This window comes from Pseudomonas sp. Marseille-Q0931, from assembly GCF_940789645.1.
GTDB lineage: Bacteria > Pseudomonadota > Gammaproteobacteria > Pseudomonadales > Pseudomonadaceae > Aquipseudomonas.
The window spans coordinates 71,645-94,002 of the sequence record NZ_CALNWT010000019.1; the positions used below are offsets into that span (position 1 = coordinate 71,645).

Consider the following 22,358-nt stretch of genomic DNA (forward strand, 5'->3'; position numbering starts at 1 on the left):
GCTCCTCAGGCTTGCGGGGCTTGCCAGTCGTCCGGAATGACGGCGATCACGTCGATCTCCATCAGCCACTGCGGCTGGCCCAGGGCCGATACCACCAGGCCGGTGGAGATCGGGAACACACCCTTGAGCCACTTGCCGACCTCGCGATACACCGGCTCACGGTAGCGCGGGTCGATGATGTAGGTGGTGGTCTTGACGATGTGCGAGAGGTCGCTGCCGGCCTCTTCGAGCAGCTGCTTGACGTTCTTCATCGCCTGCTCGGCCTGCGCCGCCGGGTCGCCAAGGCCGATCAACTTGCCGTCGAAATCGGTGCCGACCTGGCCACGCACGTAAACCGTATTGCCGGCGCGCACGGCCTGGCACAGGTCGTTGTCCAGCGACTGGTTGGGGTAGGTGTCCTTGGTATTGAACATGCGAATGCGAGTATGCGTGGGCATCAGCGAGCTCCCGTCAGGCTGGTTTTCGCAGGGGTGGCCTCGATGGCCTGAGTGTCACGGTCAGCGGCCGCGCGGTAAGCGCTGTACTTGCGCTGGATGGCGATGTGATCGGCGACATGCCGGGCGTCGTGCCACACGCCCCAGATGAAGGTGGAGCCGCGTCGCGACAGCCATGGCAGGCCGATGAAGTAAACGCCCGGCTCGCTGGAGACGCCGCGCTGGTGCTGCGGTTTGCCGGCATCATCGAAGGCATCGACCTGCAGCCAGCTGAAATCCGTGGCGTAGCCGGTGGCCCAGATGATCGAGGTGACGCCGGCTTCGGCCAGGTTCAGCTGCAGCAGCGGATCGCTGACGCAGGCCGGCTCGGCAAAGCGTTTGCGCGCTTCGGGCTCCTCGGGCAGGTCGAGGCCATTGCGGGTGATGTAGGCATCGGCCGCGTCGAGCAGCGACAGGTAGTTCTCGTCGCCACGGGCTAGGTTCTCGGCCAGGTTGTCCTGGAAGCTGGCAACGCCGTTTTCGAAGGAGCGGGTCAGACCAACCAGAGTGATGCCCTGTCCGGCCAGCTCACGAAAGTCGATGGTGCGACCGCCGTGGGCGCCGCTTACGGCGATGGTCACGTGTTCCTTGCCCGGCTCGACGCTCTCGAGATCCCACAGGCCAAGCACACCGAGCCACCAGACGAAGTCGCGACCGCGGTAGGCGCGCGGCGGCCGGTCATGCGCCCCTACGGACAGGTAGACCCGACGCCCGGCGCGGTTCAGCTCGTCAGCGATCTGCACGCCGGAGGAGCCGGCACCTACCACCAGCACCGCACCTTCCGGCAGTTGCTGCGGGTTGCGGTACTTCGCCGAGTGAATCTGCAGCAGCGACTCGTCCTGCGGCGCGATGGCCGGAATGACCGGACGCTGGAACGGCCCGGTGGCCGCCACCACGCGATTGGCCTGAATCACACCTTCGGACGTTTCCACGGTGAAGCCGGGGCGGTCGGCGTTGCGCACCACCTTCTTCACCTCGACGCCGGTGCGAATTGGCGCGTCGATCATCCTGGCGTAGGCCTCGAAGTAATCGGCAACCTGATCCTTGTGGGCGAAGTCATCGGGCCCCAGATCGGGAAATTCCATCCCCGGAAAACGGTCATGCCAGACCGGACCGTTGGTAACCAGCGAGTCCCAGCGCACCGTACGCCAGGCTTCGGCGATGCGGTTCTTTTCCAGCACCAGGTGCGGTACGCCCTGCTTGCCCAGGTGCTCGCTCATGGCGACGCCAGCCTGGCCAGCACCAACGACCAGGGTATCGATTTCGAGAATTGCGGGGGCCCGACCAGCGGGCGTGGGAAAGGCGGTCTGCTTCAGGTCGGTCATGGTTGCCTGCTCTGATTCTGCTCGTGACTGATCCGCCGCGGCGGTTCGTTGAGGGCATTCTGTTCAGAGCGGGGCATTAGCGAAATTATGTTTTTTGTAGTCGCTGGCAAGGTAAAAACTGCCTGAGGCACTGACGGTGCAGGCAGGAGCGGACATGCACGAAGATCGGGCACGGCGACACGCTTCGATCGCACGCTATATACAAAACAACATAACGATGTAGGATTGCCGCATTCGCCATTCCGCCAAGACCGATTGCGTCGCCAGAACAGCAAGGAATCCTCATGCTCAAGCCGCTCAAGCACAGCCTGCTCGCCCTGACCCTGGTATTCGCCAGCGGCGCCATCGCCGACGAAGTCAAGGTTGCGGTGGCCGCCAACTTCACCGCGCCGATCCAGGTCCTCGCGCCTGAGTTCGAGAAGGCCACCGGGCATAAGCTGGTGGCTTCCTTCGGCGCTACCGGGCAGTTCTACGCGCAGATCAACAACGGCGCGCCGTTCGATGTATTCCTCAGCGCCGACGACACCACGCCGGCCAAGCTGGAGGGCGAAGGCGCGAGCGTGCCGGGCTCGCGCTTCACCTACGCCATCGGCAGCCTGGTGCTGTGGTCGGCCGACGCCAGCTACCTCGACGGCACGGACGCCGCGCTGAAAGCCGGGCAGTTCAAGCACCTGTCCATCGCCAATCCGAAGGCCGCGCCCTATGGCTTGGCCGCGACCCAGGTGCTGGACAAGCTGGGCCTGGGCGAAGCGGTGAAAGCCAAGCTGGTCGAGGGCCAGAACATCACCCAGGCGCACCAGTTCGTCTCCACCGGCAATGCCGAACTGGGCTTCGTCGCGTTGTCGCAGGTGTACAAGGACGGCAAGCTCAGCAGCGGTTCTGCGTGGATCGTTCCTGGCGAGCTGCACGAGCCGATCAGGCAGGACGCGGTGATCCTCAACAAGGGCGCCGACAACCCCGCCGCTGCTGCGCTGGTGGAATTTCTCAAGGGCCCGCAGGCCGCCAGGATCATCGAGGCCTACGGCTACAACCAGTGATGCCTGCAGCGATCGCGCTCGATGGTTCGGATCATTCGCGGACAAGTCCGCTCCCACAAGTTGCAGCTGTTGTGGGAGCGGACTTGTCCGCGAGCTTTCTGCTATCGAGCGTCTTGGCAGGCCTGCCTGTAATGCCACTATGCTGGGCTCTTTCCCTGCAGAAGATCAGGCAAACCGCGTAGCCCGGCTGCAGCCCGGGCTCTGTCTGCCATCATCGGAATCCACCCATGCCGCTGTCGAAGAATGACCTCGACGCCATCCTCCTGACCCTGGAGCTGGCCTCGCTGACCACCGTGCTGCTGCTGATCATCGGCACGCCTATCGCGCTGTGGCTGACCCGTACCGACTCCTGGCTGAAACGTCCGGTCGGGGCCGTGGTGGCGCTGCCGCTGGTACTGCCGCCGACGGTGATCGGCTTCTACCTGCTGGTGAGCATGGGCCCCAACGGTTTCTTCGGTCAGCTGACGCAAAGCCTCGGCCTGGGCACCTTTACCTTCAGCTTCACCGGCCTGGTGATCGGTTCGATTTTCTATTCCCTGCCCTTCGTCGTGCAGCCCTTGCAGAACGCCTTCGAGGCCATTGGCCGCGGCCCGCTGGAGGCCGCCGCAACCTTGCGCGCCAACCCCTGGGATACGTTCTTCAGCGTCGTACTGCCGCTGGCGCGCCCGGGGTTCGTCACCGCCGCGATCCTGGCCTTTGCCCATACGGTCGGTGAGTTCGGCGTGGTGCTGATGATCGGCGGCAATATCCCCGGCAAGACCCAGGTGGTGTCGGTGCAGATCTACAACCATGTGGAAACCATGAACTACGCCCAGGCACATTGGTTGGCCGGCGGCATGGTGGCATTCTCCTTCATCGTTCTGTTGGCGCTATACGGCGGCCGCAGCACCAGGGTGAGGGCTCTGTGATGTTCGGATTCGGCAAGGCCAAGGCGCCTGTCGTCAGTGACGACGGGCGTATCCGCGCGCGCTTTCTGGTGCAGCGCGCCGAGTTTCGCCTGGATGTGAATCTCGACCTGCCGGCGCGGGGCGTCAGCGCATTGTTCGGGCATTCCGGTTCGGGCAAGACCAGTTGTCTGCGCTGCTTCGCCGGGCTGGATCGTCCACAGCAGGGTTATCTGCAAGTGGCCGGCGAACTCTGGCAGGACAGCGAGCGCGGCTTCTTCCTCCCCGCCCACCAGCGCGCCATCGGCTACGTGTTTCAGGATGCCAACCTGTTCCCGCACCTGAGCGTGCGCGGCAATCTGGAGTACGGGCAGAAACGCATCCCCGCCGCGCAGCGCAGGGTGGCGCTGGATCAGGCGCTGGAGTTGCTGGGCATCGGTCATCTGCTCGAGCGCAAGCCGTCGGCGCTGTCCGGTGGCGAACGCCAGCGCGTCGGCATTGCCCGCGCGCTGGTGACCAGCCCGCGCCTGCTGCTGATGGACGAGCCGCTGGCCTCGCTCGATCTCAAGCGCAAGCAGGAGGTGCTGCCCTATCTGCAGCGCCTGCACGAAGAGCTGGACATCCCCGTGCTCTACGTCAGCCATGCGCCGGACGAAGTGGCGCGCCTGGCCGATCATCTGGTGCTGCTCGACGAAGGCCAGGTGCGCGCCAGCGGCCCGCTCAAGGAAACCCTGCTACGCGCCGACCTGCCCTTCGCCAGCGATGACGATGCCGAGGCGGTGATCGACGGCGAGGTCTGCGGCCATGCTGCCGCCTACGACCTGCTGCAACTGCGCCTGCCCGGCAGCGAGGCGCGCCTGCGCCTGCCTCACGCGGTATTGCCCAACGGCCATCCGGTGCGGGTGAAGATCAAGGCGCGCGACGTCAGCCTCAGCCTGCAACGCGCCGAGGGCAGCAGCCTACTCAACCTGCTGCCGGCGACGGTGGAGAGCTGGCAGGCACTCGACGCGCAGATGCTGTTGACCCTGCGCCTGGGCGAACAGCGCCTGCTGGCGCGGATCACCCGTTACTCCTTCGATCAGTTGGGCATTCATGCCGGCCAGGCGCTCTGGGCGCAGATCAAGTCGGTGTCGCTACTGGCGCCGTAGCTATCTGATAGCTAGGCAAAACCCGAACGGACGCAGAGCGTCCCGAGGGCATTTCCGCGCGGAGCGTGAGGAACGATCAGTCTCGCAGTACCGGGCAGCTCCAGTCCGTAGCCCGGATGCAATCCGGGGCGATTACACGCACCCTGGCAACTCCAGATGCTCCGGTCCGATTTCGTCATGGCCGGCCAGCAGCAGGGCAAAGTGAATGACGTTCTCCAGCTCGCGGGTATTGCCCGGCCAGCGATGGGACTCCAGTACAGCCTGCGCTGCCGGGCTGATCGGCGGGATGGCCAGGCCCAGGCGCGAGGCGTGGATGCCGAGGAAGTACTCGGCCAACGGCAGGATGTCGCCAACCCGCTGGCGCAGCGCCGGGAACAGCAGCTGGCCGTCGCACAGGTAGGCGTACAGGCGCTCGTCGAACGTGCCGGCTGCCACCGCGCGGGCCAGATCGATGCTAGTCGCCGCCACCAGGCGCACGTCCACCGGCAACGCCTGGCTGGCGCCGACGCGATATACCTCGCGAGTTTCCAGGGCGGCCAGCAGTTTGCTCTGCAAGGGCCGCGCGAGGTCGGCAATCTCATCGAGGTAGAGCGTGCCGCCATTGGCCGAACCAAACCAGCCGGCGCGGCTGCTGGCGGCCCCGACATGGGCGCCGCCGACATGCCCGAACAGCTCGGCCTCACCCCATTGCGGGCTGATCGCCGCGCAGCTCACCGCCACGAACAGGCCAGCGCGCTCGCTCTGACGATGGATATAGCGCGCCAGCAATTCCTTGCCGGTGCCGGTCTCGCCAAGGATCAGCAGCGGCTGGCCATTGCCCGCCAGCGCCTCGGCGCGCTCGCGCAATTGGCGCGAACGCGCATCGACGAATACCAGCGCCTTGGCCCGAATGCTCAGCGGGCTCTTGTCCGAATCGGCAAAGGTCAGGGGCGGTGGGAAGCCGGGTGGAAAACTCATGACGTGCAGCTCCTGAGCCGCACCTCATCAGCGCGGCCTGTATGCAAATAAATGGGCTGGAGCAATTCTCAACCGTGCTCCACAACGGCTCGAAGAGTGGCCGCCATGGCTGGCGGGCGATAAAAAAGAGCGGGCGGCTGCCTGGCCCGACCCCGCTCCGAAGGTGTTGGCCCGTTAAGGGCTTTCAGGCGCGCAAGCGCGCCTGCTGTTCGATGCGACTCTGCAGGCGATACAGATAGGCGAATCCCTGCTCCCAATGGCGGTGTCCGGACTTCACATTGATATGCCCGGCACCGGTCAGGATCGCCGCCTCGCTACCCCAGGCCCGCGCCAGCTCCAGCGCGCGCAGGGCGCTGGCCGCCGCGTCGTTGTCGGAGCCCACCAGCTGGCTGGGAAACGGCAGCAGATCACGCGGCATCGGCGCGAAATTGCGTAGCGGCTCGGGGCAACCCGGCCGCTCGACATCAGCCGGCGCCACCAGCAGCGCACCGCGCACCCGGCGCAGCAGCTCGACCGGCGCCTGTGCGGCCCAATGCGCCACCGTCACGCAGCCCAGGCTGTGGGCAATAAGGATCGCGGGCCGCGGATCGGCTGCCAGCGCCTGATTCAGCGCCGCGACCCAGTCTGCGCGCTGCGGATTGAGCCAGTCGCTCTGCTCGACGCGCACGGTACCCGGCAGGCTGCGTTGCCAGTGGCTTTGCCAGTGCGCTTCGGGTGAGCCCTGCCAGCCCGGCAGGATCAGATAACGGATTGCTTCGCTGGCCATGACGGCGCCTCCTTGAATCGAATGGCGCCAGTCTAGGCAGCTCGAATCAAATACAAAAAGAATAAGAATTTCTTTGCTTATTCCATTGACGTATCCATATCGCGCGGTTTTATATTTCCAAAAAGCATATAAATGTTCTGAAACAGTATTTTTAAGAATATTTCAGCCTCTCTACTATCCGCTCCACGCCAGCGTCGGCACTCGTTACGCCGCCGTGGCGACCTATTCACAAGGAGCCTGGAAATGACCGCGACGCTGAGAAACCTCGAAGGCCAGGATGAAGCCAGCATCCTGCGCGAGATCCAGACCGCACTGCATGGCCTGAAATTCGGTTCGGTGGAAATCACCGTACACAACGGCCAGGTGGTGCAGATCGAGCGCAAGGAAAAGATCCGCCTGCAACAACCGAACACCAAGAACTAACCATGCTGCAGCCCGACTGGACCACCAGAGGGCCACAACCCCAACGCCTCCGCCAACACAAGAACCTATCCAGTTTAGGAGCTGCACCATGTCCATTCGCCGTTTCGCCCTGGCCGCGCTGGCCAGCACCCTGATCGCCGGCCCGGCCATCGCCCAGCCTCTGCTCAACGTGTCCTACGACCCGACCCGCGAGCTGTACGTCGAGTACAACGCCGCCTTCAACAAATTCTGGCAAGCGCAAGGCAACCCGGCCGTCGCCATCCAGCAGTCCCACGGTGGCTCGGGCAAGCAGGCCCGCGCAGTGATCGATGGCCTGCGCGCCGACGTGGTGACTCTGGCACTGTCCGGCGACATCGACGCGCTGAATCTCAACCAGCAGCTGATCGATCCAAACTGGCAGGCACGCCTACCGGACAACAGCACGCCGTACACCTCGACCATCGTGTTCCTGGTACGCAAGGGCAACCCGAAAGGCATCAAGGACTGGGACGACCTGGTCAAGGACGGCGTGGAAGTCATCACCCCGAACCCGAAAACCTCCGGCGGCGCGCGCTGGAACTTCCTCGCCGCCTGGGCCTATGCCCGCGAGAAGTTCGGCAGCGAAGACAAGGCCCTGGAGTTCGTCACCGAGCTCTATCGCCACGCCCCGGTGCTGGATACCGGCGCGCGCGGCGCGACCATCAGCTTCGTCCAGCGTGGCCTGGGTGATGTGTTGCTGGCCTGGGAAAACGAAGCCTACCTGTCGCTGGCCGAAGAAGGCGGCGACCAGTTGGAGATCGTCACCCCGTCGCTGTCGATCCTCGCCGAGCCGCCGGTAGCGGTGGTCGATGCCAACGTCGAGCGCAAGGGCACCCGTGCCCTGGCCGAGGCCTACCTGGAGCACCTGTACAGCGAAGAAGGCCAGCGCATCGCCGCGAAGAACTTCTACCGCCCGCGCAACGAGAAAGTCGCCGCCGAGTTCAAGGACCAGTTCCAGGACCTCAAGCTGGTGACCATCGATAAGGACTTTGGTGGCTGGAAACAGGCCCAGCCGAAGTACTTCGACGACGGCGGCGTGTTCGACCAGATCTTCACCAAGATCAACCAGTAGGAGCGAATTCATTCGCGATTGCCTCGCGAGATTCGCCACTGGAGCCGCGCCTGCGGGGCGCGGCTCCCGATCGCTGTCTTTGGGTAAAAGGACACTCCATGTCTCGTCGAACTTCCCCGGTCATACCCGGCTTCGGGCTGACCCTGGGCTACACCATCACCTACCTGGCGTTGATCGTGCTGATTCCGCTGGGGGCGATGTTCCTCTTCTCGCTGCAGCTGACCGGCGAACAGTGGTGGGCATTGCTGAACAACCGCCAGCTGCAGTTCTCGCTGAAACTCTCGTTCGGCACCGCGCTGGCCGCCGCCCTGCTCAATGGCATTCTCGGCACCATCATCGCCTGGGTGCTGGTGCGCTACACCTTCCCCGGCCGGCGCATCATCGACGCCATGGTCGACATGCCGTTCGCCCTGCCCACGGCCGTGGCCGGCATCGCCCTGACCGCGCTGTATGCGCCAACCGGCCTGATCGGCTCGCTGTTCCCCTTCAAGATCGCCTACACCCCGCTGGGCATCACCCTGGCGCTGGTGTTCGTCACCCTGCCGTTCGTGGTGCGCACGTTGCAGCCGGTACTGGCCGACATCCCCAAGGAAGTCGAGGAAGCCGCCGCCTGCCTGGGCGCCAAGCCGCTGCAGGTGTTCCGCCATGTGCTGCTGCCGAGCCTGCTGCCGGCCTGGCTGACCGGCTTCGCCCTGGCCTTCGCCCGCGGCGTCGGCGAGTACGGCTCGGTGGTGTTCATCGCCGGCAATATCCCGCTGAAGACCGAGATCCTGCCGCTGCTGATCGTGTCCAAACTCGACCAGTACGACTACCCCGGCGCCACTGCCATCGGCGTGATCATGCTGGTGGTGTCGTTCCTCCTGCTGCTGCTGATCAACATCCTGCAGCGCCGCATCCAGCCGCAACTCTGAGGAGCCCGTCATGAGCCTTGCAACCCTTGGCCAGAGCGCGGCTGCGCGCCCGGCCAGCCGCTCCGTCGGCGCCATCGCCCTGATCGTCATCGCCTGGGCGGTGTTCGCCGCGATTCTCGTATTACCGCTGTACATGGTGGTGACCCAGGGCCTGAGCCGCGGCCTGGATTTCTTCTGGCAGGCGATCAGCGAGCCGGACGCCATCTCGGCGCTGAAGCTGACCCTGCTGGCGACCGCCATCTCGGTGCCGCTGAACCTGGTGTTCGGCGTCGCCGCGGCCTGGGCGGTGACCAAGTTCGAGTTCCGTGGCAAGAGCATCCTGATCACCCTGATCGACATGCCCTTCTCGGTGTCGCCGGTGGTCGCCGGCCTGATCTACGTGCTGCTGTTCGGCTCACAGAGTTTTCTCGCGCCGTACCTCGACTCGCAGAACCTGCAGATCGTCTATGCCGTGCCCGGCATCGTCCTGGCGACCATCTTCGTCACCTTCCCCTTCGTCGCCCGCGAGCTGATCCCGCTGATGGAGGAACAGGGCACCACCGAGGAAGAGGCCGCGCGCCTGCTCGGTGCCAACGGTTGGCAGATGTTCTGGCATGTCACGCTGCCTAACGTAAAATGGGCGCTGATCTACGGCGTGGTGCTGTGCACCGCCCGTGCGATGGGCGAATTCGGCGCAGTTTCGGTGGTTTCCGGGCATATCCGCGGTTACACCAACACCCTGCCGCTGCACATCGAGATTCTCTACAACGAGTACAACATCGTCGCTGCCTTCAGCGTGGCGATCCTGCTGCTCGTCATGGCCCTGGTGGTGCTGCTGCTTCGCCAATGGAGCGAAGCGCGTCTGAGCCGCCAGCTGCAAGCCAACCGAGAAGACTGACAGCCGTGAGGCACGGCCCACGGAACCACCAGGAATAAGCCATGAGTATCGAAGTCAAAGGCGTCAACAAGCAGTTCGGCCAGTTCAAGGCGCTGAACGAGATCAACCTGAGCATCCAGAGCGGCGAGCTGGTCGCCCTGCTCGGCCCGTCCGGCTGCGGCAAGACCACCCTGCTGCGTATCATCGCCGGCCTGGAAACCCCGGACAGCGGCAGCATCGGCTTCCACGGCGAGGACGTGTCCGAGCACGACGTACGTGATCGCAACGTCGGCTTCGTGTTCCAGCACTACGCGCTGTTCCGCCACATGACGGTGTTCGACAACGTTGCCTTCGGCCTGCGCATGAAGCCCAAGCGCGAGCGCCCGAGCGAAGAGGTGATCAAGCAGAAGGTGCACGAGCTGCTCAACCTGGTGCAGCTCGACTGGCTCGGCGACCGCTATCCGGAACAGCTCTCCGGCGGCCAGCGCCAGCGTATCGCCCTGGCCCGCGCCCTGGCGGTAGAACCGAAAGTGCTGCTGCTCGACGAACCCTTCGGCGCGCTGGATGCCAAGGTGCGCAAGGAGCTGCGCCGCTGGCTGGCGCGCCTGCACGAGGAAGTGCACCTGACCAGCGTATTCGTCACCCACGACCAGGAAGAAGCCATGGAAGTGGCCGACCGCATCGTGGTGATGAACAAGGGCGTGATCGAGCAGATCGGCACCCCGGCCGAGGTCTACGAGCATCCGGCCAACGACTTCGTCTACCACTTCCTCGGTGACGCCAACCGCCTCTACGTCGGCAACGATCACCACGTGCTGTTCCGCCCGCACGAGGTCGACCTGTCCAGCGAGCCAAGCCCGGAGCACAAGGCCGGTGAAGTACGTGATATCCGCCTGCTCGGCGCGATCACCCGCATCACGCTGAAAGTCGAAGGCCAGGACGAACTGATCGAGGCCGAGGTGGCCAAGGATCACGTCAGCCTGAACAACCTCGCCCGCGGCACCACCCTGTACTTCAAGCCCAAGGGCGGCAAGCCGGTCAGCGCCCAGGCGTAGCACTTCGTAGAATGGGCCGTGCGGTAGGACGTAGGGTGGGCGTAGGGTGGGCTTCAGCCCACCGAAACAGAGCTCAACCTTTATTGGTGGGCTAAAGCCCACCCTACGAATCTAAAGCGGATCGCCGCCCGGCCTACCCTACGAAGCTAAGGAGCCGCGATCGCCATGATCGCCCTGCGTCCCTGCGGCGACACCTGCAACGCACGCGACTCCTTGCTGCGCCGCAGCCAACCCTCGCCTTCGCACAGAGTCAGCAACGCCGCGCCCAGCGCACCGCCCAGGTGTGGCTTGCGCTCGCTCCAGTCCGGGCAGGCGCACAAACGCTGGCGGCGCTGACGGCCTACCTGCTGCAGATTGATACCCAGCGCCTGCAGCCCCTGCTCGCCGCTTGCGGTCAGCTTCAGCGCACCGCCCTCCTCGCTCAGCCAGTCGGCTGCACGCATGCGCGCGAATATGCCGACCGCCAGCTCGCCGGCCAGATGGTCATAGCAGGTGCGCGCCTCGCGCATGGGCTGCGGCGTGCCGCGCGAGCTTGGTATGGCGCGAGCTTGCCGGGGCTGTGCAGCCAGTGCAGCACTGGCCAGCGCCTCGACCAGTTGCCCGACTTCCGGCCCAGCCAGGCGGTAGTAACGATTGCGCCCATGCCGCTGCTGCGCCAGCAGGCCACCCTCCACCAGCTTGGCCAGGTGCGCACTGGTCGACGACGGCGACAGCCCCGCCAGCATGGCCAGCTCACCGGCCGGCCGCGCGCTGCCGTCCATCAGTGCCCAGACCATGGCAGCACGCCCGGCATCGGCGAGCAGGGCGGCGATCGAACTGAAACCCGGTGCGTATTCCATAATTCACCTCATGACGAAACATGGCGTGCAGCAAATGTGGATACTGGCAGGCAACTTCAGCCAGAGCCAGCCAGGGAGAAAGCCGATGCTCGCCGTGATCTTCGAAGTCGAGGCCAAGCCGGACCAACAGCAGGATTATCTCGACCTCGCCGCAGAGCTGCGCCCGCTGCTCACCGAACAGCCGGGTTTCATCTCCATCGAGCGCTTCCAGAGTCTGACCCAGCCGGGGAAGATCCTGTCGTTGTCGTTCTGGCAGGACGAAGCCTCGGTCCAGGCCTGGCGCCAGCGCGATGAACACCGACGCGCACAGACGGCAGGACGCGAGGAGGTTTTCGGTCACTATCGTCTGCGCGTGGCCCAGGTGCTGCGTGACTACGGCATGCACGAACGCGACGAGGCGCCTGCCGACAGCCGGGCGATCCACGAACAGGGGGCGGCGCGATGACCGACCATCTGCCGCTGATCCTCGTCACCTTTCTGCTCGCCGGCATGGTCAAGGGCGTGGTCGGCCTCGGTCTGCCGACCATAGCCGTCGGTCTGCTCGGCCTGGTGATGGCGCCACTGCATGCCGCTGCGCTGCTAATCATTCCGTCGATGGTGACCAACATCTGGCAACTGTGCGACGGCCGCAGCCCGCTGCCGATGGCGCGCCGCCTGTGGCCGATGCTGCTGGGCATCCTGTTCGGCACGCTGCTGGTCGCCGGCTTGCTGCAGAGCCTCGACCTGCCCGGCGCAACCCGCTGGCTGGGCGCAGCCCTGGTGCTCTACGCACTGCTCGGCCTGGCCAGGGTGCACTTTCGCGTGGAGCGGGCCAAGGAAGCGTGGTTAGGCCCGGTGATCGGCGCCATTACTGGTGCGATTACTGCGGTTACCGGCGTTTTCGTGATTCCCGCCGTACCCTACCTGCAGGCCATCGGCCTGGAGAAGGACGACCTGGTGCAAGCGCTGGGGCTGTCGTTCAGCGTCTCTACCCTGGCCCTGGCGGCAGCACTCGGTCACAGCGGTGAACTGCTGCAACCGGCGGTGCTCGGGCTGTCTGCCCTGGCCTTGCTGCCTGCCCTGCTGGGCATGGCAGCCGGCCAGTGGTTGCGCAAGCGCATCAGCGCGGAGCGCTTCAAACGCTGGTTCTTCATCGGCTTGTTGCTGCTCGGCGCCGAGCTGGCGTTGCGTGGCCTCTGAGCCGGCCTCATTAGGCCACGGCAGCCTGCGAGTGCCTGAGGCCGAACCATTGCAGTTCGGCCAGCAGCCCGACCGCCAGAGCCTGAGCGATGACGAAGGCGTGGCCGAACAGGTTCGGCGACACCCAACCCACCACCAGCAACAGCAGGCTGTCGACCACCCAGACGACGTTGACCGCAATCACCGCCCAGATGGCCGTGCGGCTGATTTCTGCGCGGTTGGACAGCCACACCAGCATCGCCGCGAAGGGCAGCAGGGCACTGCCGGCGACCAGCAACAGCAGGCGCGGTAACTCGAGGAAGGCGCCCAGCCAGCCGGCCGCCAGGACCAGCAGCAGGCCGGTGACGCCGCTGAGCAGACCATCGAGCATGAGGGCGTTGCGTAGCATCGGGGAAGGTTGCAGTACGTTCATGACGAATTCTCCGTAAGGGCACCGGAGCGGTGCCTGGCCTACAGATTTCGCCGAAACCATCAGGGCGTCGATTACCTGCCAGGTAATGGCTGACATGACCTGACTGCACTATCGTGCAGACCATGAACAGCCAATCCCAGACCGCCGGCGCCCTGTTGCGCCAATGGCGCCAGCGGCGCCGCCTGAGCCAGCTCGACCTCGCCTGCGAGGCCGAGATTTCCACGCGCCATCTGAGCTTCGTCGAGACCGGCCGCGCCCAGCCCAGCCGCGACATGCTGCTGCATCTGGCCGAGCAGCTGGACATTCCCCTGCGCGAGCGCAATCGCCTGCTCAGCGCAGCCGGCTTCGCCCCGCTGTACAGCCAGCACGATCTGACCGACCCGGCACTGGCCCCCGCGCGCCAGGCCATCGAGCAATTGCTCAAGGCCCATGAGCCCTATCCGGCGCTTGCCATCGATCGGCAGTGGAACCTGCTGGCCGCCAACGCGGCGGCCACCGCCTTCCTCGCCGGCATGCCGGATTTCCTGCTCGGCCCGCCGCTCAACGTGATGCGCCTGTCGCTGCACCCCGAGGGCCTGGCCCCGCGCATCGCCAATCTGTCGCTGTGGCGCGCGCACCTGCTGATGCGCCTGCAGCGCGATGCGGAGATCAGCGGCGACGACGCCCTGTTCGCCCTACTCGATGAGCTGCGCGACTACCCGGCGCCGGCGGAAGTCCCTGCGCCACCGAGCGACGCCGTGCTGGTACCGCTGCAACTGCACAGCGAGCAGGGCGTGCTCAGCCTGATCAGCACCATCACGGTGTTCGGTACGCCGAATGACGTGACCCTCGCCGAACTGGCACTGGAAACCTTCTTCCCCGCCGACGCCTTCACCGCCGAGTACCTGCGCAATCTGATGAAAAGCCTCTGAACGGTGGCGATTTCCGACGAAATCACTCTTTCGGGTCATGCTCCGCTACGCTTGGCGCAGTAGTCTTGGCGCTGCGTCGTCGACGCTGCCAATGCATACCTGCTCAAAACAATAACAAGGAGCACCCCGGATGCGCTGTAAAGCACTGTTGCGCCATGCTTTTCTCTGGTCGCTCGGACTCTTCGTCGGGCTCTCGCCCCTGGCCTTCGCCGAAGCCGTCAGCCCGCAGGAACAGATTCAGATACATGCCAGCCGCGCCACCAGCAGCCTGATGCTGTTACGTGGCGAGGGTTTCCAGAAGACCCATCAGCAGCGCCTGGAAGCCGATCTGGCCGCTCTGGCCGGCGCCATGCAGAGCCTGCCGCAGGGCAGCGCGGAACTCACCAGCGCCCATCAGGCACTCGTTACCCAATTGCGCAACGGTGTTTCCTATGGCCCCGGTGACGAGAATGTGCCCTGGCGCTTTCCCGAAGACCTCAGCCGCGCGCTGCGCGACTTCCTCAGCGCGGCCCGCGCATTGCCTGGCGCCGAGGGCCAGAGCGAGCTGGCGGCGAAGGTCGAGTACCTCAGCGTGCAGTACCTCAGCCGCTCCTATCTGGGCACCTTCGAGATCGCCCGGGAACAACCCGGCACCTACCTCGGCCAGGACGAACGCCTGCTGTTGCCGGCCATCGACGGTGAATTGCAGGCGCTCGAGGAGCAAGCCGATCCGCAGGTGAGCAAGTTGCAGACGCGCTGGAGCTATCTGCGCGCCGCACTAGCCGATATGAACAGCCAGAGCAATGCCCTGCAGAGCGTCTCCGGCCGCCCCTTCGCCCCGATCACCGTGGATCGCCATGCACGCTCGATGACGACCCAGTGGATGGCGATGTACTAGAAAGGCTCGCGGCTGAAGCCCCTCCCACGGAATCTGTGGGAGGGGCTTCAGCCGCGACGAACAGAAGAAGCAGCGCGCGCTCAGGCCAGCGCTTTCTTCTCGCGAATGCAGGTCGGCCCGGCGATCTCCACCACGGCATGCTCGACTTCCTTGCGCAGGCCGAGCAGGAAGGCCAGTTCAGCCACCACGAACAGCGGGCCGACGATCAGCCCCATGATGTCGTCGACGAACGCCGGCTTGCGGCCTTCGTAATAGTGGCCAACGAACTGGATGACCCAGCCGACCACGAACAGACCCAGCCCTGCCGCCAGCCACAGGCCGGTGCTCGCCACCGCCAGCTTGGCCGCGAGCCACAGACTCAGTGCCAGCAACGCGCTCATGACCAGGCCGAAGCGGGCATCCAGCCGCAGGTAGAACCAGGCCGAAGCCAGCGCCACCAGCGTCGCCGGGGCCAGCCACAGGCCGGCAAGCTGGAAACCAGGGCGCGACAGCAGCACGGCGACGGCCAGCACGATCATCGGGATACCGATGAAATGGCTGGCGATGTTGCGTCGGTCGCGGTGGTAGGCGGCATACTGCGCCAGGTGATCGACGAGGGTTTTCATTGTTATCGTCCTCATATGTGAAACAGGCCCGAGCATGATCACCTCGCCGCCGCTCGTCGCACTGTCGGCTAGCCGACAATGGCAGGGATCGCCGCACCACCGCGCAACCGTCCAGGAACCGTAATGCCCGATCCGCATCATTACTTCAGCCAGTTGAACCAGGGCCACTGGTTCGCCGCACTGCCTCCGGCGCTGAGCCAGAGCCTGCTGGACATGGCCCAGGTGCAGCGTCTGGACGCCGGCCAGCGGCTGTTTCGTCGTGGCGACAAGCCCAGCGGGCTTTATGCGGTGGTGGAAGGGGCGGTGCGCGTCGGCGCCGTCAGCGAGAACGGCAAGGAGGCGCTGCTGACCCTGGTCGAGCCGCCTTACTGGTTCGGCGAAATTTCCCTGTTCGATGGCCTGCCGCGCACCCACGATGCCTTCACCGAAAGCGCCAGCACCCTGCTGTTGCTGCCCCAGCATGAACTGCTCGCGCTGCTCGAGCGCGAGCAGCAGTACTGGCGCGACTTCGCCCTGCTGATGAGCCACAAGCTGCGTCTGGCCTTCGTCGCCCTGGAGGACATGAGCCTGCTGCCGGCTGCACCACGCCTGGCCCGGCGCCTGTTGCTGATCGCCGAGAACTACGGCGAGAGCGAACCGCGCCGCGTGCTGCACCTGGCCCAGGAACAGCTGGCGCTGATGCTCTCGCTGTCGCGCCAGACCACCAACCAGATTCTCAAGGAGTTGCAGGCGCAGGGCGTGGTCCAGCTGACCTACGGCGAGATCGAGATTCTCGACTTAGAGCGCCTGCGCCAGCTGGCCTCGTGAACGGCTGGCGTCCCGCCACTGTCCAAGCCCTGTCCAATTACTCAGCCGAAGAAGTCCGTACCGATGCGAGACCCTGCTCACGCTCCGCTACCCGCTGTGCTCGCCGGTCCGATACTGCGCCGCCTGGAGCCCGGCCGCCTGGTACTGTGGCTGCTGGCCAGTCGTGAGCTGAACCTGCAGTTGACCCTGCAGGCCGAGAACCAGGCGCAACGCACCGAGGCCTTGGCCGAACATTGCCAGCAGTTGCCGCTGGGCCGTCATGCCGTGCTGCACCTGATCGACCTGCCGCTCGCGCAGGCGCTGCCGCAGGACGTGCGCATCGCCTACGACCTGCAGATCCTCGATGGCGATACCGTACAGGGCATGCGCGATTGGGCGCCGCATCTGCTGCATGAGGGCGCCGAGCACGCCGACTTCGTCCTGCGTTCACGGGTCGACCAGCTGCTGCACGGCTCCTGCCGCAGACCGCACCACGCCGCCAGCGACGGCCTGCTGTGCGCCGACCGTCTGCTGGCTGAGCAGCCCGAAGCCACCCAGCGCCCTGCCCTGCTGCTGATGAGTGGCGACCAGGTGTACGTCGACGACGTCGCCGGGCCGATGCTGTGCGCCATTCACCAACTGATCGCCCGCCTCGGTCTGTTCGACGAGTTCCTCGAAGGCGCCGTGGTGGAGGACAGCCAGGCGCTCTACGGCCACTCGGTTGGCTACTACCAGCGCGCTGAACTGCTGCCGGCGGTGAAGAGCAACCAGACCCTGCGCGACAAGTTCTTCGGCGGTGTGGAAAAGCCGGTATTCACCACCAGCAGCGCCGACAACCACCTGGTGACCTTCGCCGAGATGATCGCCATGTACCTGCTGGTCTGGTCGCCAGTGCCCTGGACCCTGATCACGGAAGACCAGCCGCCGCTGGATGAGCAACAACAGCAGCGTTACGCCGACGAGCGCCAGCGCATCGACGCTTTTCGCCAGACCCTCGGCCAGGCGGCTCGGGCGTTCGCCCACCTGCCGACGTTGATGATCTTCGACGACCACGACGTCACCGACGACTGGAACCTCTCCGCGCGCTGGGAGCAGACCGCCTACGGCCATCCCTTCTCCAAGCGCATCATCGGCAACGCCCTGCTCGCCTACCTGTTGTGCCAGGGCTGGGGCAACAACCCGGACGTGTTCGAGCAGCCGCTGCAAGCCTTCAGCGACCTGTTGCAGCAGCGCCAGGACGACCACCTTCAGGCCGAGATGCAGGACGCGTTGATCGACCAACTGCAACAGTTCGAACAATGGCACTACGTGCTGCCGACCACTCCGGCGCTGCTGGTGCTCGATACGCGCACGCGCCGCTGGCGCAGCGAAGGGCACCTGTCGAAACCCTCGGGGCTGATGGACTGGGAAGCGCTGTGCGACTTCCAGCAGGCGCTACTCGACCACCCCAGCTGCATCATCGTCTCGCCAGCACCGATGTTCGGCGTGAAGCTGATCGAGGGCATTCAGAAGCTGTTCACCTACGCCGGCCACCCGCTGATGGTCGATGCGGAGAACTGGATGGCCCATCGCGGCGCAGCGCGGGTGATGATGAACATCTTCCGCCACTCGCGCACGCCAAGGGATTTCGTCATCCTCTCTGGCGACGTGCACTACTCCTTCGTTTACCGCGTGAGCATCCGCCACAAACGCGCCAGCCCGACCATCTGGCAGATCACCAGCAGCGGCATCAAGAACGAATTTCCGCCCAGGCTGCTGGACTGGTTCGACCGCCTTAACCGCTGGCTCTACGCGCCATGGTCGCCGCTCAACTGGCTGACCAAGCGCCGACGCATGCGCGTCACCCCGCTGATTCCCGACCGCAGCCGCGCCGGCGAGCGCCTGTGGAACGGCGCCGGCCTCGGCCAGGTGTTCTTCGACGACCAGGGCCGGCCCACGCGCATCATGCAGCTCAATGCCGATGGCTCGGCGCCCGCCACCTTCGTCGCCGAGCGCGAATCCGCTCCGGCAACGACGGCGCAGGCCAGCCCCGGAAATCGTGGCGCTGTAACCAGGGACGAGCACCTGCGCTGAGCAAACGAAAGAACCGCCCATAAAAAAACCGGAGCCTTTGCAGGCTCCGGTTCGGTTTCAGCTGTGGATCACTTACCAGCGGTCAGCGCGTTGTAGCTGGTCATCAGGTTGCGGTAGTCCGGGATGTGATCGGTGCAGATCTTGGCCAGGCCTTCCACGTCGTTGCGCCAGTCGCGGTGCAGCTCGCAGGCCACAGCGAACCAGTTCATCAGTTGCGCGCCGGCCTGGGTCATACGCTGCCACGCCGAGTCACGGGTGATCTGGTTGAAGGTGCCCGAGGCATCGGTGACCACGAACACGTCGAAGCCTTCCTCGATGGCCGACAGCGCCGGAAACGCCACACAGACTTCGGTCACCACGCCGGCGATGATCAGTTGCTTCTTGCCGGTGGCCTTGATCGCCTTGACGAAATCTTCGTTGTCCCAGGCGTTGATCTGACCAGGGCGGGCGATGTACGGCGCGTCCGGGAACATTTCCTTCAGCTCCGGCATCAGCGGGCCGTTGGGGCCGGTTTCGAAGCTGGTGGTGAGGATGGTCGGCAGGTTGAAGAACTTGGCCAGATCAGCCAGCGCCAGCACGTTGTTCTTGAACTTGTCCGGCTCGATGTCGCGCACCAGCGAGAGCAGGCCGGCCTGGTGGTCGACCAGCAGAACGACGGCGTTGTCTTTGTCCAGGCGGTTATAGGTGGCGTTGGTCATGATGAAGTCCTCGAATTGTTTTCAATGTGCCGGCTGCACCGGTGAGTGGGTTTTCGTTCAGCAGTGCGTCACTGCATGGAAGAAAGATTAAATTCGAGACCCTTTCTCGACTAGACTGCGAAATTCGCCTCTAGCGTTCCATTTGGAGAACGATCAATGGAAGACCTCAACAGCCTCTACTACTTCACCCAAGTGGTGGAGCAAGGCGGCTTCGCCGCGGCGGGGCGCGCGCTGGACATACCCAAGTCCAAGCTTAGCCGGCGTATCGCCCAACTCGAGGAGCGCCTCGGCGTGCGCCTGCTGCACCGCACCAGTCGGCACCTGTCGCTCACCGAGATCGGCCAGGCGTACTACCAGCGCTGCCTGGCCATGCGCGTGGAGGCCGAAGGCGCGGCGGAGGTGATCGAGCGCAACCGCGCCGAGCCGCGCGGCCTGGTGCGCCTGGCCTGCCCGACGACGCTGCTCAATTCCTGGGTGGGGCCGATGCTGACCCGCTACATGCTCAAGTACCCGTTGGTGGAGCTATACATCGAGAGCACCAACCGCCGCGTGGATCTGCTGCATGAAGGTTTCGACGTAGCCTTGCGGGTACGTTTTCCCCCGCTGGAAAACACCGACATGGTGATGAAGGTGCTCGCCGCCAGCACCCAGTGCCTGGTCGGTCACCCGGATCTGCTGGCCTCGCTGCCGAAAGATTTCCAGCCCGAGGAACTGGGCCGCCTGCCGAGCCTGCACTGGGGCGGCGCGCAGCGCGACTACCAGTGGGAGCTGCTCGGCCCGGACGACGGCAAACTGGTGATCGCGCACCAGCCGCGGATGATCACCGATGACCTGCGCGCCCTGCGCAATGGCGCGCTGGCCGGCGTGGGTATCGTCCACCTGCCCTGTGTAGCCGTGCGCGAAGACGTCGCGGCCGGCAAGCTGGTGGAGATGCTGCCGGGCTGGGCGCCGAAATGCGGCATCGTCCACGCCATCTTCCCCTCACGGCGCGGCCTGCTGCCCTCGGTGCGCACCCTGATCGATTTCCTCGCCGAGGAATTCAGCCAGAGCGACATGGCCTAGAAATGCCGAAGGCGCCGTCAGCCAGGGCTAACGGCGCCTTCGGCGCAGGAAGATGAGCCGCCCAGCGGGCGCTGGGCGGCCATGGTGTCACGACGCGGCCTGGCCAACCTCGGCAGGCTGAGCGGCCTGTCTGGCCGGCATCAGGAAGTGGTCGATGCGGATCGCCACACCGGCGGTCTGGAACTGCCGGGCGGCAGCCTCGATGCGTTGCTCGGCGCGCGTCACCCGGCCGTGGTGGCGCAGATGCTCGAGCCAGGACTCGTCGAAGAAGAACTCCTGCCAGTGCCGCGGGTTCTCGCTGTTCTGCACCAGCCCCCAGGAGAACGCGCCGTTGCGCCGACGCATACGCGCCACCTCATTCATCGCCTGGCGGAAGGCTGCAGCCTGCTCGGCAGCGATGTCGTAGTGCAGGGTGATCATCACCGGGCCGCGCTCGAGGTCGGCCTCGTCGGCCAGAATCGGCGCTGGCCAATGCAGCGAGGGCGCGAGGTCCTCGCTTTCGGTGACCGGTAGCGGGAACCTGGCGCTCAGCAGCAGGCCCAGCACCAGGCAGCCCGCGGCGGCGAACAGCGCCAGCGGAATCGACGCATGGCTGGCGACGAAACCCCAAAGCGCGCCACCGGCGGCCATGCTGCCGAAGAACACCAGGATGTACACCGACAGCGCCCGTGCGCGCACCCAGTCCGGCACAGAGGTCTGCGCAGCGACCTGCAGGCTGGACAGCACGGCGATCCACGCCGCGCCGCTGAGCAGCATCACCGGCAGCAGGGCGGCGAAGTGGCGCACGCTGGCCAGGGCCAGCAGCACCAGGGCGTAGAGCAGGCTGGCCAGCAGCACCAGGCGATCGCTGCTGATGCGCTCGCGAATACGCGGCAACAGGGTGGCGCCGAGAACGGCACCGACGCCGACGCTGCCGAGCATCAGGCCGAAGTCGCTGGCGCTGCCCTGCAACTCGCCACGTACGATCAGCGGCAGCAGCGACATGCCGGCGCTGGCACCGACGAAGAACGCCGCCGCGCGCACCAATACCGCCTGCAAGGGCTTCGAGGCGCGGCTGTAGCGCCAGCCGGCGCGCATCGCGCCCTGCAGACGTTCGGCCGGGAAGGTCGCGACCTGGCGCTCGCGCTTCCAGGTCAGCAGCACGGTCATGACCGCGAAGAACGACAGGGCATTGAGGGCGAAGGTCGCCCAGGGGCCACTCAGGCTGACCAGCACGCCGGCGATAGCCGGGCCGAGCGCGCGGGCGACATTGATGCCGAGGCTGGACAGGGCGATGGCCGAGGGCAGGTCGCGCTTGTTCACCAATTCCGGGGTCAGCGCCGACCAGGCCGGCATCATCAGCGCGGTGCCGACGCCCATGGCCAGGGTCATGCCCAGCAGCAACCAGACACTGGTCAGCCCGAGCAGGGTCAGCGTCGCCAGCGCAGTGGCCACGGCGGCCATCCACAGCTGCACGCCCAGCAGGTAGCGGCGCTTGTCGACGATATCGGCCATGGCGCCGGCCGGCAGTGCCAGGAGGAACATCGGCGCCGAGCCGGCGACCTGCACCAGCGCGACGTGCATGGGGTTGGCTGACAGGCTGGTCATCAGCCAGCCGGCGCCGACTTCATGCATCCAGGTGCCGATGTTCGAGGCGATGCTGGCCAGCCACAGCCAGCGGAAGGTCTTGTGATTGAGCGCGCCCCAGGGCGACGGCTTGGCGGTGTTCATGTCAGAGCAGGCCTTGTCGTGGGTATTCTAGAATTCGGCGCGCTGCGGCCAGCCCGGACGAGCTGGCCGCAGGCGGGTTCAGAAGGCGAAGCAGGAGCAGCCGAACGCGCCCCAGAAGCCCTGATGGTCGCTGACCGGCACGCTGCTGCGGCGCGCGCGGTCATGCTGGTGCTGATGCACGGCGCAGGAGCCGATGCACTGGTGGATGCTCGCGCTCAGCGGCGCGGCATTCGGGCTCCAATGGCCGGGCACCAGGGCCACCGGCGACCAGTCCGGCATCA

General features: G+C 65.5%; 24 protein-coding genes and 1 pseudogene. 15 read left to right on the forward strand and 10 right to left on the reverse strand.

Annotated elements, in window-relative coordinates:
- Positions 1–5 precede the first annotated feature (5 nt).
- Together P3C50_RS22930 and P3C50_RS22935 are read right to left on the reverse strand one after the other, a co-directional pair.
- Positions 6–437, reverse strand: coding sequence for a RidA family protein (locus tag P3C50_RS22930; RefSeq protein ID WP_197858603.1), 432 nt, complete (start codon positions 435–437; stop codon positions 6–8).
- On the reverse strand, positions 437–1,798 hold the full coding sequence (locus P3C50_RS22935; protein ID WP_275547735.1) for a flavin-containing monooxygenase: 1,362 nt from the start codon (positions 1,796–1,798) through the stop codon (positions 437–439). The genes P3C50_RS22930 and P3C50_RS22935 overlap by 1 nt, the downstream gene beginning before the upstream one ends.
- Positions 1,799–2,082: 284 nt before the next feature.
- Between P3C50_RS22935 and modA the strand changes: the two genes are divergently transcribed.
- The 3 genes from modA (at position 2,083) to modC (ending at position 4,867) form a co-directional block, all read left to right on the forward strand.
- Positions 2,083–2,835, forward strand: a complete 753-nt coding sequence (gene modA, locus P3C50_RS22940) for a molybdate ABC transporter substrate-binding protein (RefSeq protein ID WP_275547736.1) — start codon at positions 2,083–2,085, stop codon at positions 2,833–2,835.
- A 227-nt stretch (positions 2,836–3,062) separates the two neighbouring features.
- Positions 3,063–3,743 (forward strand): molybdate ABC transporter permease subunit, encoded by a 681-nt coding sequence (gene modB, locus P3C50_RS22945; protein WP_181563196.1) that lies wholly within the window; start codon positions 3,063–3,065, stop codon positions 3,741–3,743.
- Positions 3,743–4,867: a molybdenum ABC transporter ATP-binding protein gene (gene modC, locus P3C50_RS22950; RefSeq protein ID WP_275547751.1), complete on the forward strand. Its 1,125-nt coding sequence runs from the start codon at positions 3,743–3,745 to the stop codon at positions 4,865–4,867. Before modB ends, modC begins: the two co-directional genes overlap by 1 nt.
- Positions 4,868–4,999: 132 nt before the next feature.
- Here the strand turns inward: modC and P3C50_RS22955 are convergent, their stop codons facing one another.
- Both P3C50_RS22955 and P3C50_RS22960 read right to left on the reverse strand, forming a co-directional pair.
- The gene (locus P3C50_RS22955) at positions 5,000–5,824 is read right to left on the reverse strand and encodes a sigma 54-interacting transcriptional regulator (protein ID WP_275547737.1); all 825 of its coding nucleotides are present in this window, start codon (positions 5,822–5,824) and stop codon (positions 5,000–5,002) included.
- A 184-nt stretch (positions 5,825–6,008) separates the two neighbouring features.
- Complete coding sequence (locus P3C50_RS22960; protein WP_275547738.1) at positions 6,009–6,590, reverse strand: RBBP9/YdeN family alpha/beta hydrolase; 582 nt, start codon at positions 6,588–6,590, stop codon at positions 6,009–6,011.
- Between the two features lie 243 nt (positions 6,591–6,833).
- Here P3C50_RS22960 and oscA point away from each other — a divergent pair, with 243 nt between their 5' ends.
- The 5 genes from oscA (at position 6,834) to P3C50_RS22985 (ending at position 10,925) form a co-directional block, all read left to right on the forward strand.
- Positions 6,834–7,013, forward strand: coding sequence for a sulfur starvation response protein OscA (gene oscA, locus P3C50_RS22965; protein WP_197858597.1), 180 nt, complete (start codon positions 6,834–6,836; stop codon positions 7,011–7,013).
- 88 nt (positions 7,014–7,101) lie between these two features.
- Positions 7,102–8,103: a sulfate ABC transporter substrate-binding protein gene (locus P3C50_RS22970; protein ID WP_275547739.1), complete on the forward strand. Its 1,002-nt coding sequence runs from the start codon at positions 7,102–7,104 to the stop codon at positions 8,101–8,103.
- 98 nt (positions 8,104–8,201) lie between these two features.
- A complete protein-coding gene (gene cysT, locus P3C50_RS22975; RefSeq protein WP_275547740.1) occupies positions 8,202–9,014 on the forward strand; it encodes a sulfate ABC transporter permease subunit CysT in 813 nt (270 codons plus the stop codon).
- Positions 9,015–9,024: 10 nt separating this feature from the next.
- Positions 9,025–9,891: a sulfate ABC transporter permease subunit CysW gene (gene cysW / locus P3C50_RS22980; RefSeq protein WP_275547741.1), complete on the forward strand. Its 867-nt coding sequence runs from the start codon at positions 9,025–9,027 to the stop codon at positions 9,889–9,891.
- A gap of 41 nt (positions 9,892–9,932) precedes the next feature.
- Positions 9,933–10,925 (forward strand): sulfate/molybdate ABC transporter ATP-binding protein, encoded by a 993-nt coding sequence (locus P3C50_RS22985; RefSeq protein ID WP_275547742.1) that lies wholly within the window; start codon positions 9,933–9,935, stop codon positions 10,923–10,925.
- A 146-nt stretch (positions 10,926–11,071) separates the two neighbouring features.
- Here P3C50_RS22985 and P3C50_RS22990 read toward each other — a convergent pair whose 3' ends face one another.
- Entirely contained in the window at positions 11,072–11,764 is a 693-nt protein-coding gene (locus tag P3C50_RS22990) for an ArsR/SmtB family transcription factor (protein ID WP_275547743.1), read from the reverse strand.
- Between the two features lie 85 nt (positions 11,765–11,849).
- On the opposite strand from P3C50_RS22990, the gene P3C50_RS22995 reads away from it, so the two are divergent.
- Positions 11,850–12,209 carry an antibiotic biosynthesis monooxygenase family protein gene (locus tag P3C50_RS22995; RefSeq protein ID WP_275547744.1) on the forward strand — a complete coding sequence of 120 codons (360 nt, stop codon included), beginning with the start codon at positions 11,850–11,852 and terminating at the stop codon, positions 12,207–12,209.
- A complete protein-coding gene (locus P3C50_RS23000) occupies positions 12,206–12,943 on the forward strand; it encodes a sulfite exporter TauE/SafE family protein (RefSeq protein WP_275547745.1) in 738 nt (245 codons plus the stop codon). The genes P3C50_RS22995 and P3C50_RS23000 overlap by 4 nt, the downstream gene beginning before the upstream one ends.
- A 10-nt stretch (positions 12,944–12,953) precedes the next feature.
- Here P3C50_RS23000 and P3C50_RS23005 read toward each other — a convergent pair whose 3' ends face one another.
- Positions 12,954–13,355, reverse strand: coding sequence for a hypothetical protein (locus P3C50_RS23005; RefSeq protein WP_197858589.1), 402 nt, complete (start codon positions 13,353–13,355; stop codon positions 12,954–12,956).
- Between the two features lie 122 nt (positions 13,356–13,477).
- Between P3C50_RS23005 and P3C50_RS23010 the strand changes: the two genes are divergently transcribed.
- Entirely contained in the window at positions 13,478–14,266 is a 789-nt protein-coding gene (locus P3C50_RS23010; protein ID WP_275547746.1) for a helix-turn-helix domain-containing protein, read from the forward strand.
- A gap of 130 nt (positions 14,267–14,396) precedes the next feature.
- Positions 14,397–15,143: a hypothetical protein gene (locus tag P3C50_RS23015; RefSeq protein WP_275547747.1), complete on the forward strand. Its 747-nt coding sequence runs from the start codon at positions 14,397–14,399 to the stop codon at positions 15,141–15,143.
- Between the two features lie 80 nt (positions 15,144–15,223).
- On the opposite strand, the gene P3C50_RS23020 is transcribed toward P3C50_RS23015, so the two are convergent.
- Positions 15,224–15,748, reverse strand: coding sequence for a DUF962 domain-containing protein (locus P3C50_RS23020; RefSeq protein ID WP_197858586.1), 525 nt, complete (start codon positions 15,746–15,748; stop codon positions 15,224–15,226).
- Positions 15,749–15,871: 123 nt separating this feature from the next.
- Here P3C50_RS23020 and P3C50_RS23025 point away from each other — a divergent pair, with 123 nt between their 5' ends.
- Both P3C50_RS23025 and P3C50_RS23030 read left to right on the forward strand, forming a co-directional pair.
- Positions 15,872–16,555, forward strand: coding sequence for a Crp/Fnr family transcriptional regulator (locus P3C50_RS23025; RefSeq protein WP_275547748.1), 684 nt, complete (start codon positions 15,872–15,874; stop codon positions 16,553–16,555).
- 63 nt (positions 16,556–16,618) lie between these two features.
- Positions 16,619–18,607, forward strand: a complete 1,989-nt coding sequence (locus P3C50_RS23030; protein ID WP_275547749.1) for an alkaline phosphatase family protein — start codon at positions 16,619–16,621, stop codon at positions 18,605–18,607.
- 68 nt (positions 18,608–18,675) lie between these two features.
- Here the strand turns inward: P3C50_RS23030 and ycaC are convergent, their stop codons facing one another.
- Entirely contained in the window at positions 18,676–19,305 is a 630-nt protein-coding gene (ycaC, locus tag P3C50_RS23035; protein ID WP_017360479.1) for an isochorismate family cysteine hydrolase YcaC, read from the reverse strand.
- A 156-nt stretch (positions 19,306–19,461) separates the two neighbouring features.
- Here ycaC and P3C50_RS23040 point away from each other — a divergent pair, with 156 nt between their 5' ends.
- Positions 19,462–20,367 carry a LysR family transcriptional regulator gene (locus P3C50_RS23040; protein ID WP_197858580.1) on the forward strand — a complete coding sequence of 302 codons (906 nt, stop codon included), beginning with the start codon at positions 19,462–19,464 and terminating at the stop codon, positions 20,365–20,367.
- 87 nt (positions 20,368–20,454) lie between these two features.
- On the opposite strand, the gene P3C50_RS23045 is transcribed toward P3C50_RS23040, so the two are convergent.
- Both P3C50_RS23045 and P3C50_RS23050 read right to left on the reverse strand, forming a co-directional pair.
- Complete coding sequence (locus P3C50_RS23045; protein WP_275547750.1) at positions 20,455–22,077, reverse strand: MFS transporter; 1,623 nt, start codon at positions 22,075–22,077, stop codon at positions 20,455–20,457.
- Between the two features lie 78 nt (positions 22,078–22,155).
- A pseudogene (locus P3C50_RS23050) lies at positions 22,156–22,358 on the reverse strand (amidohydrolase); the annotation flags it as partial.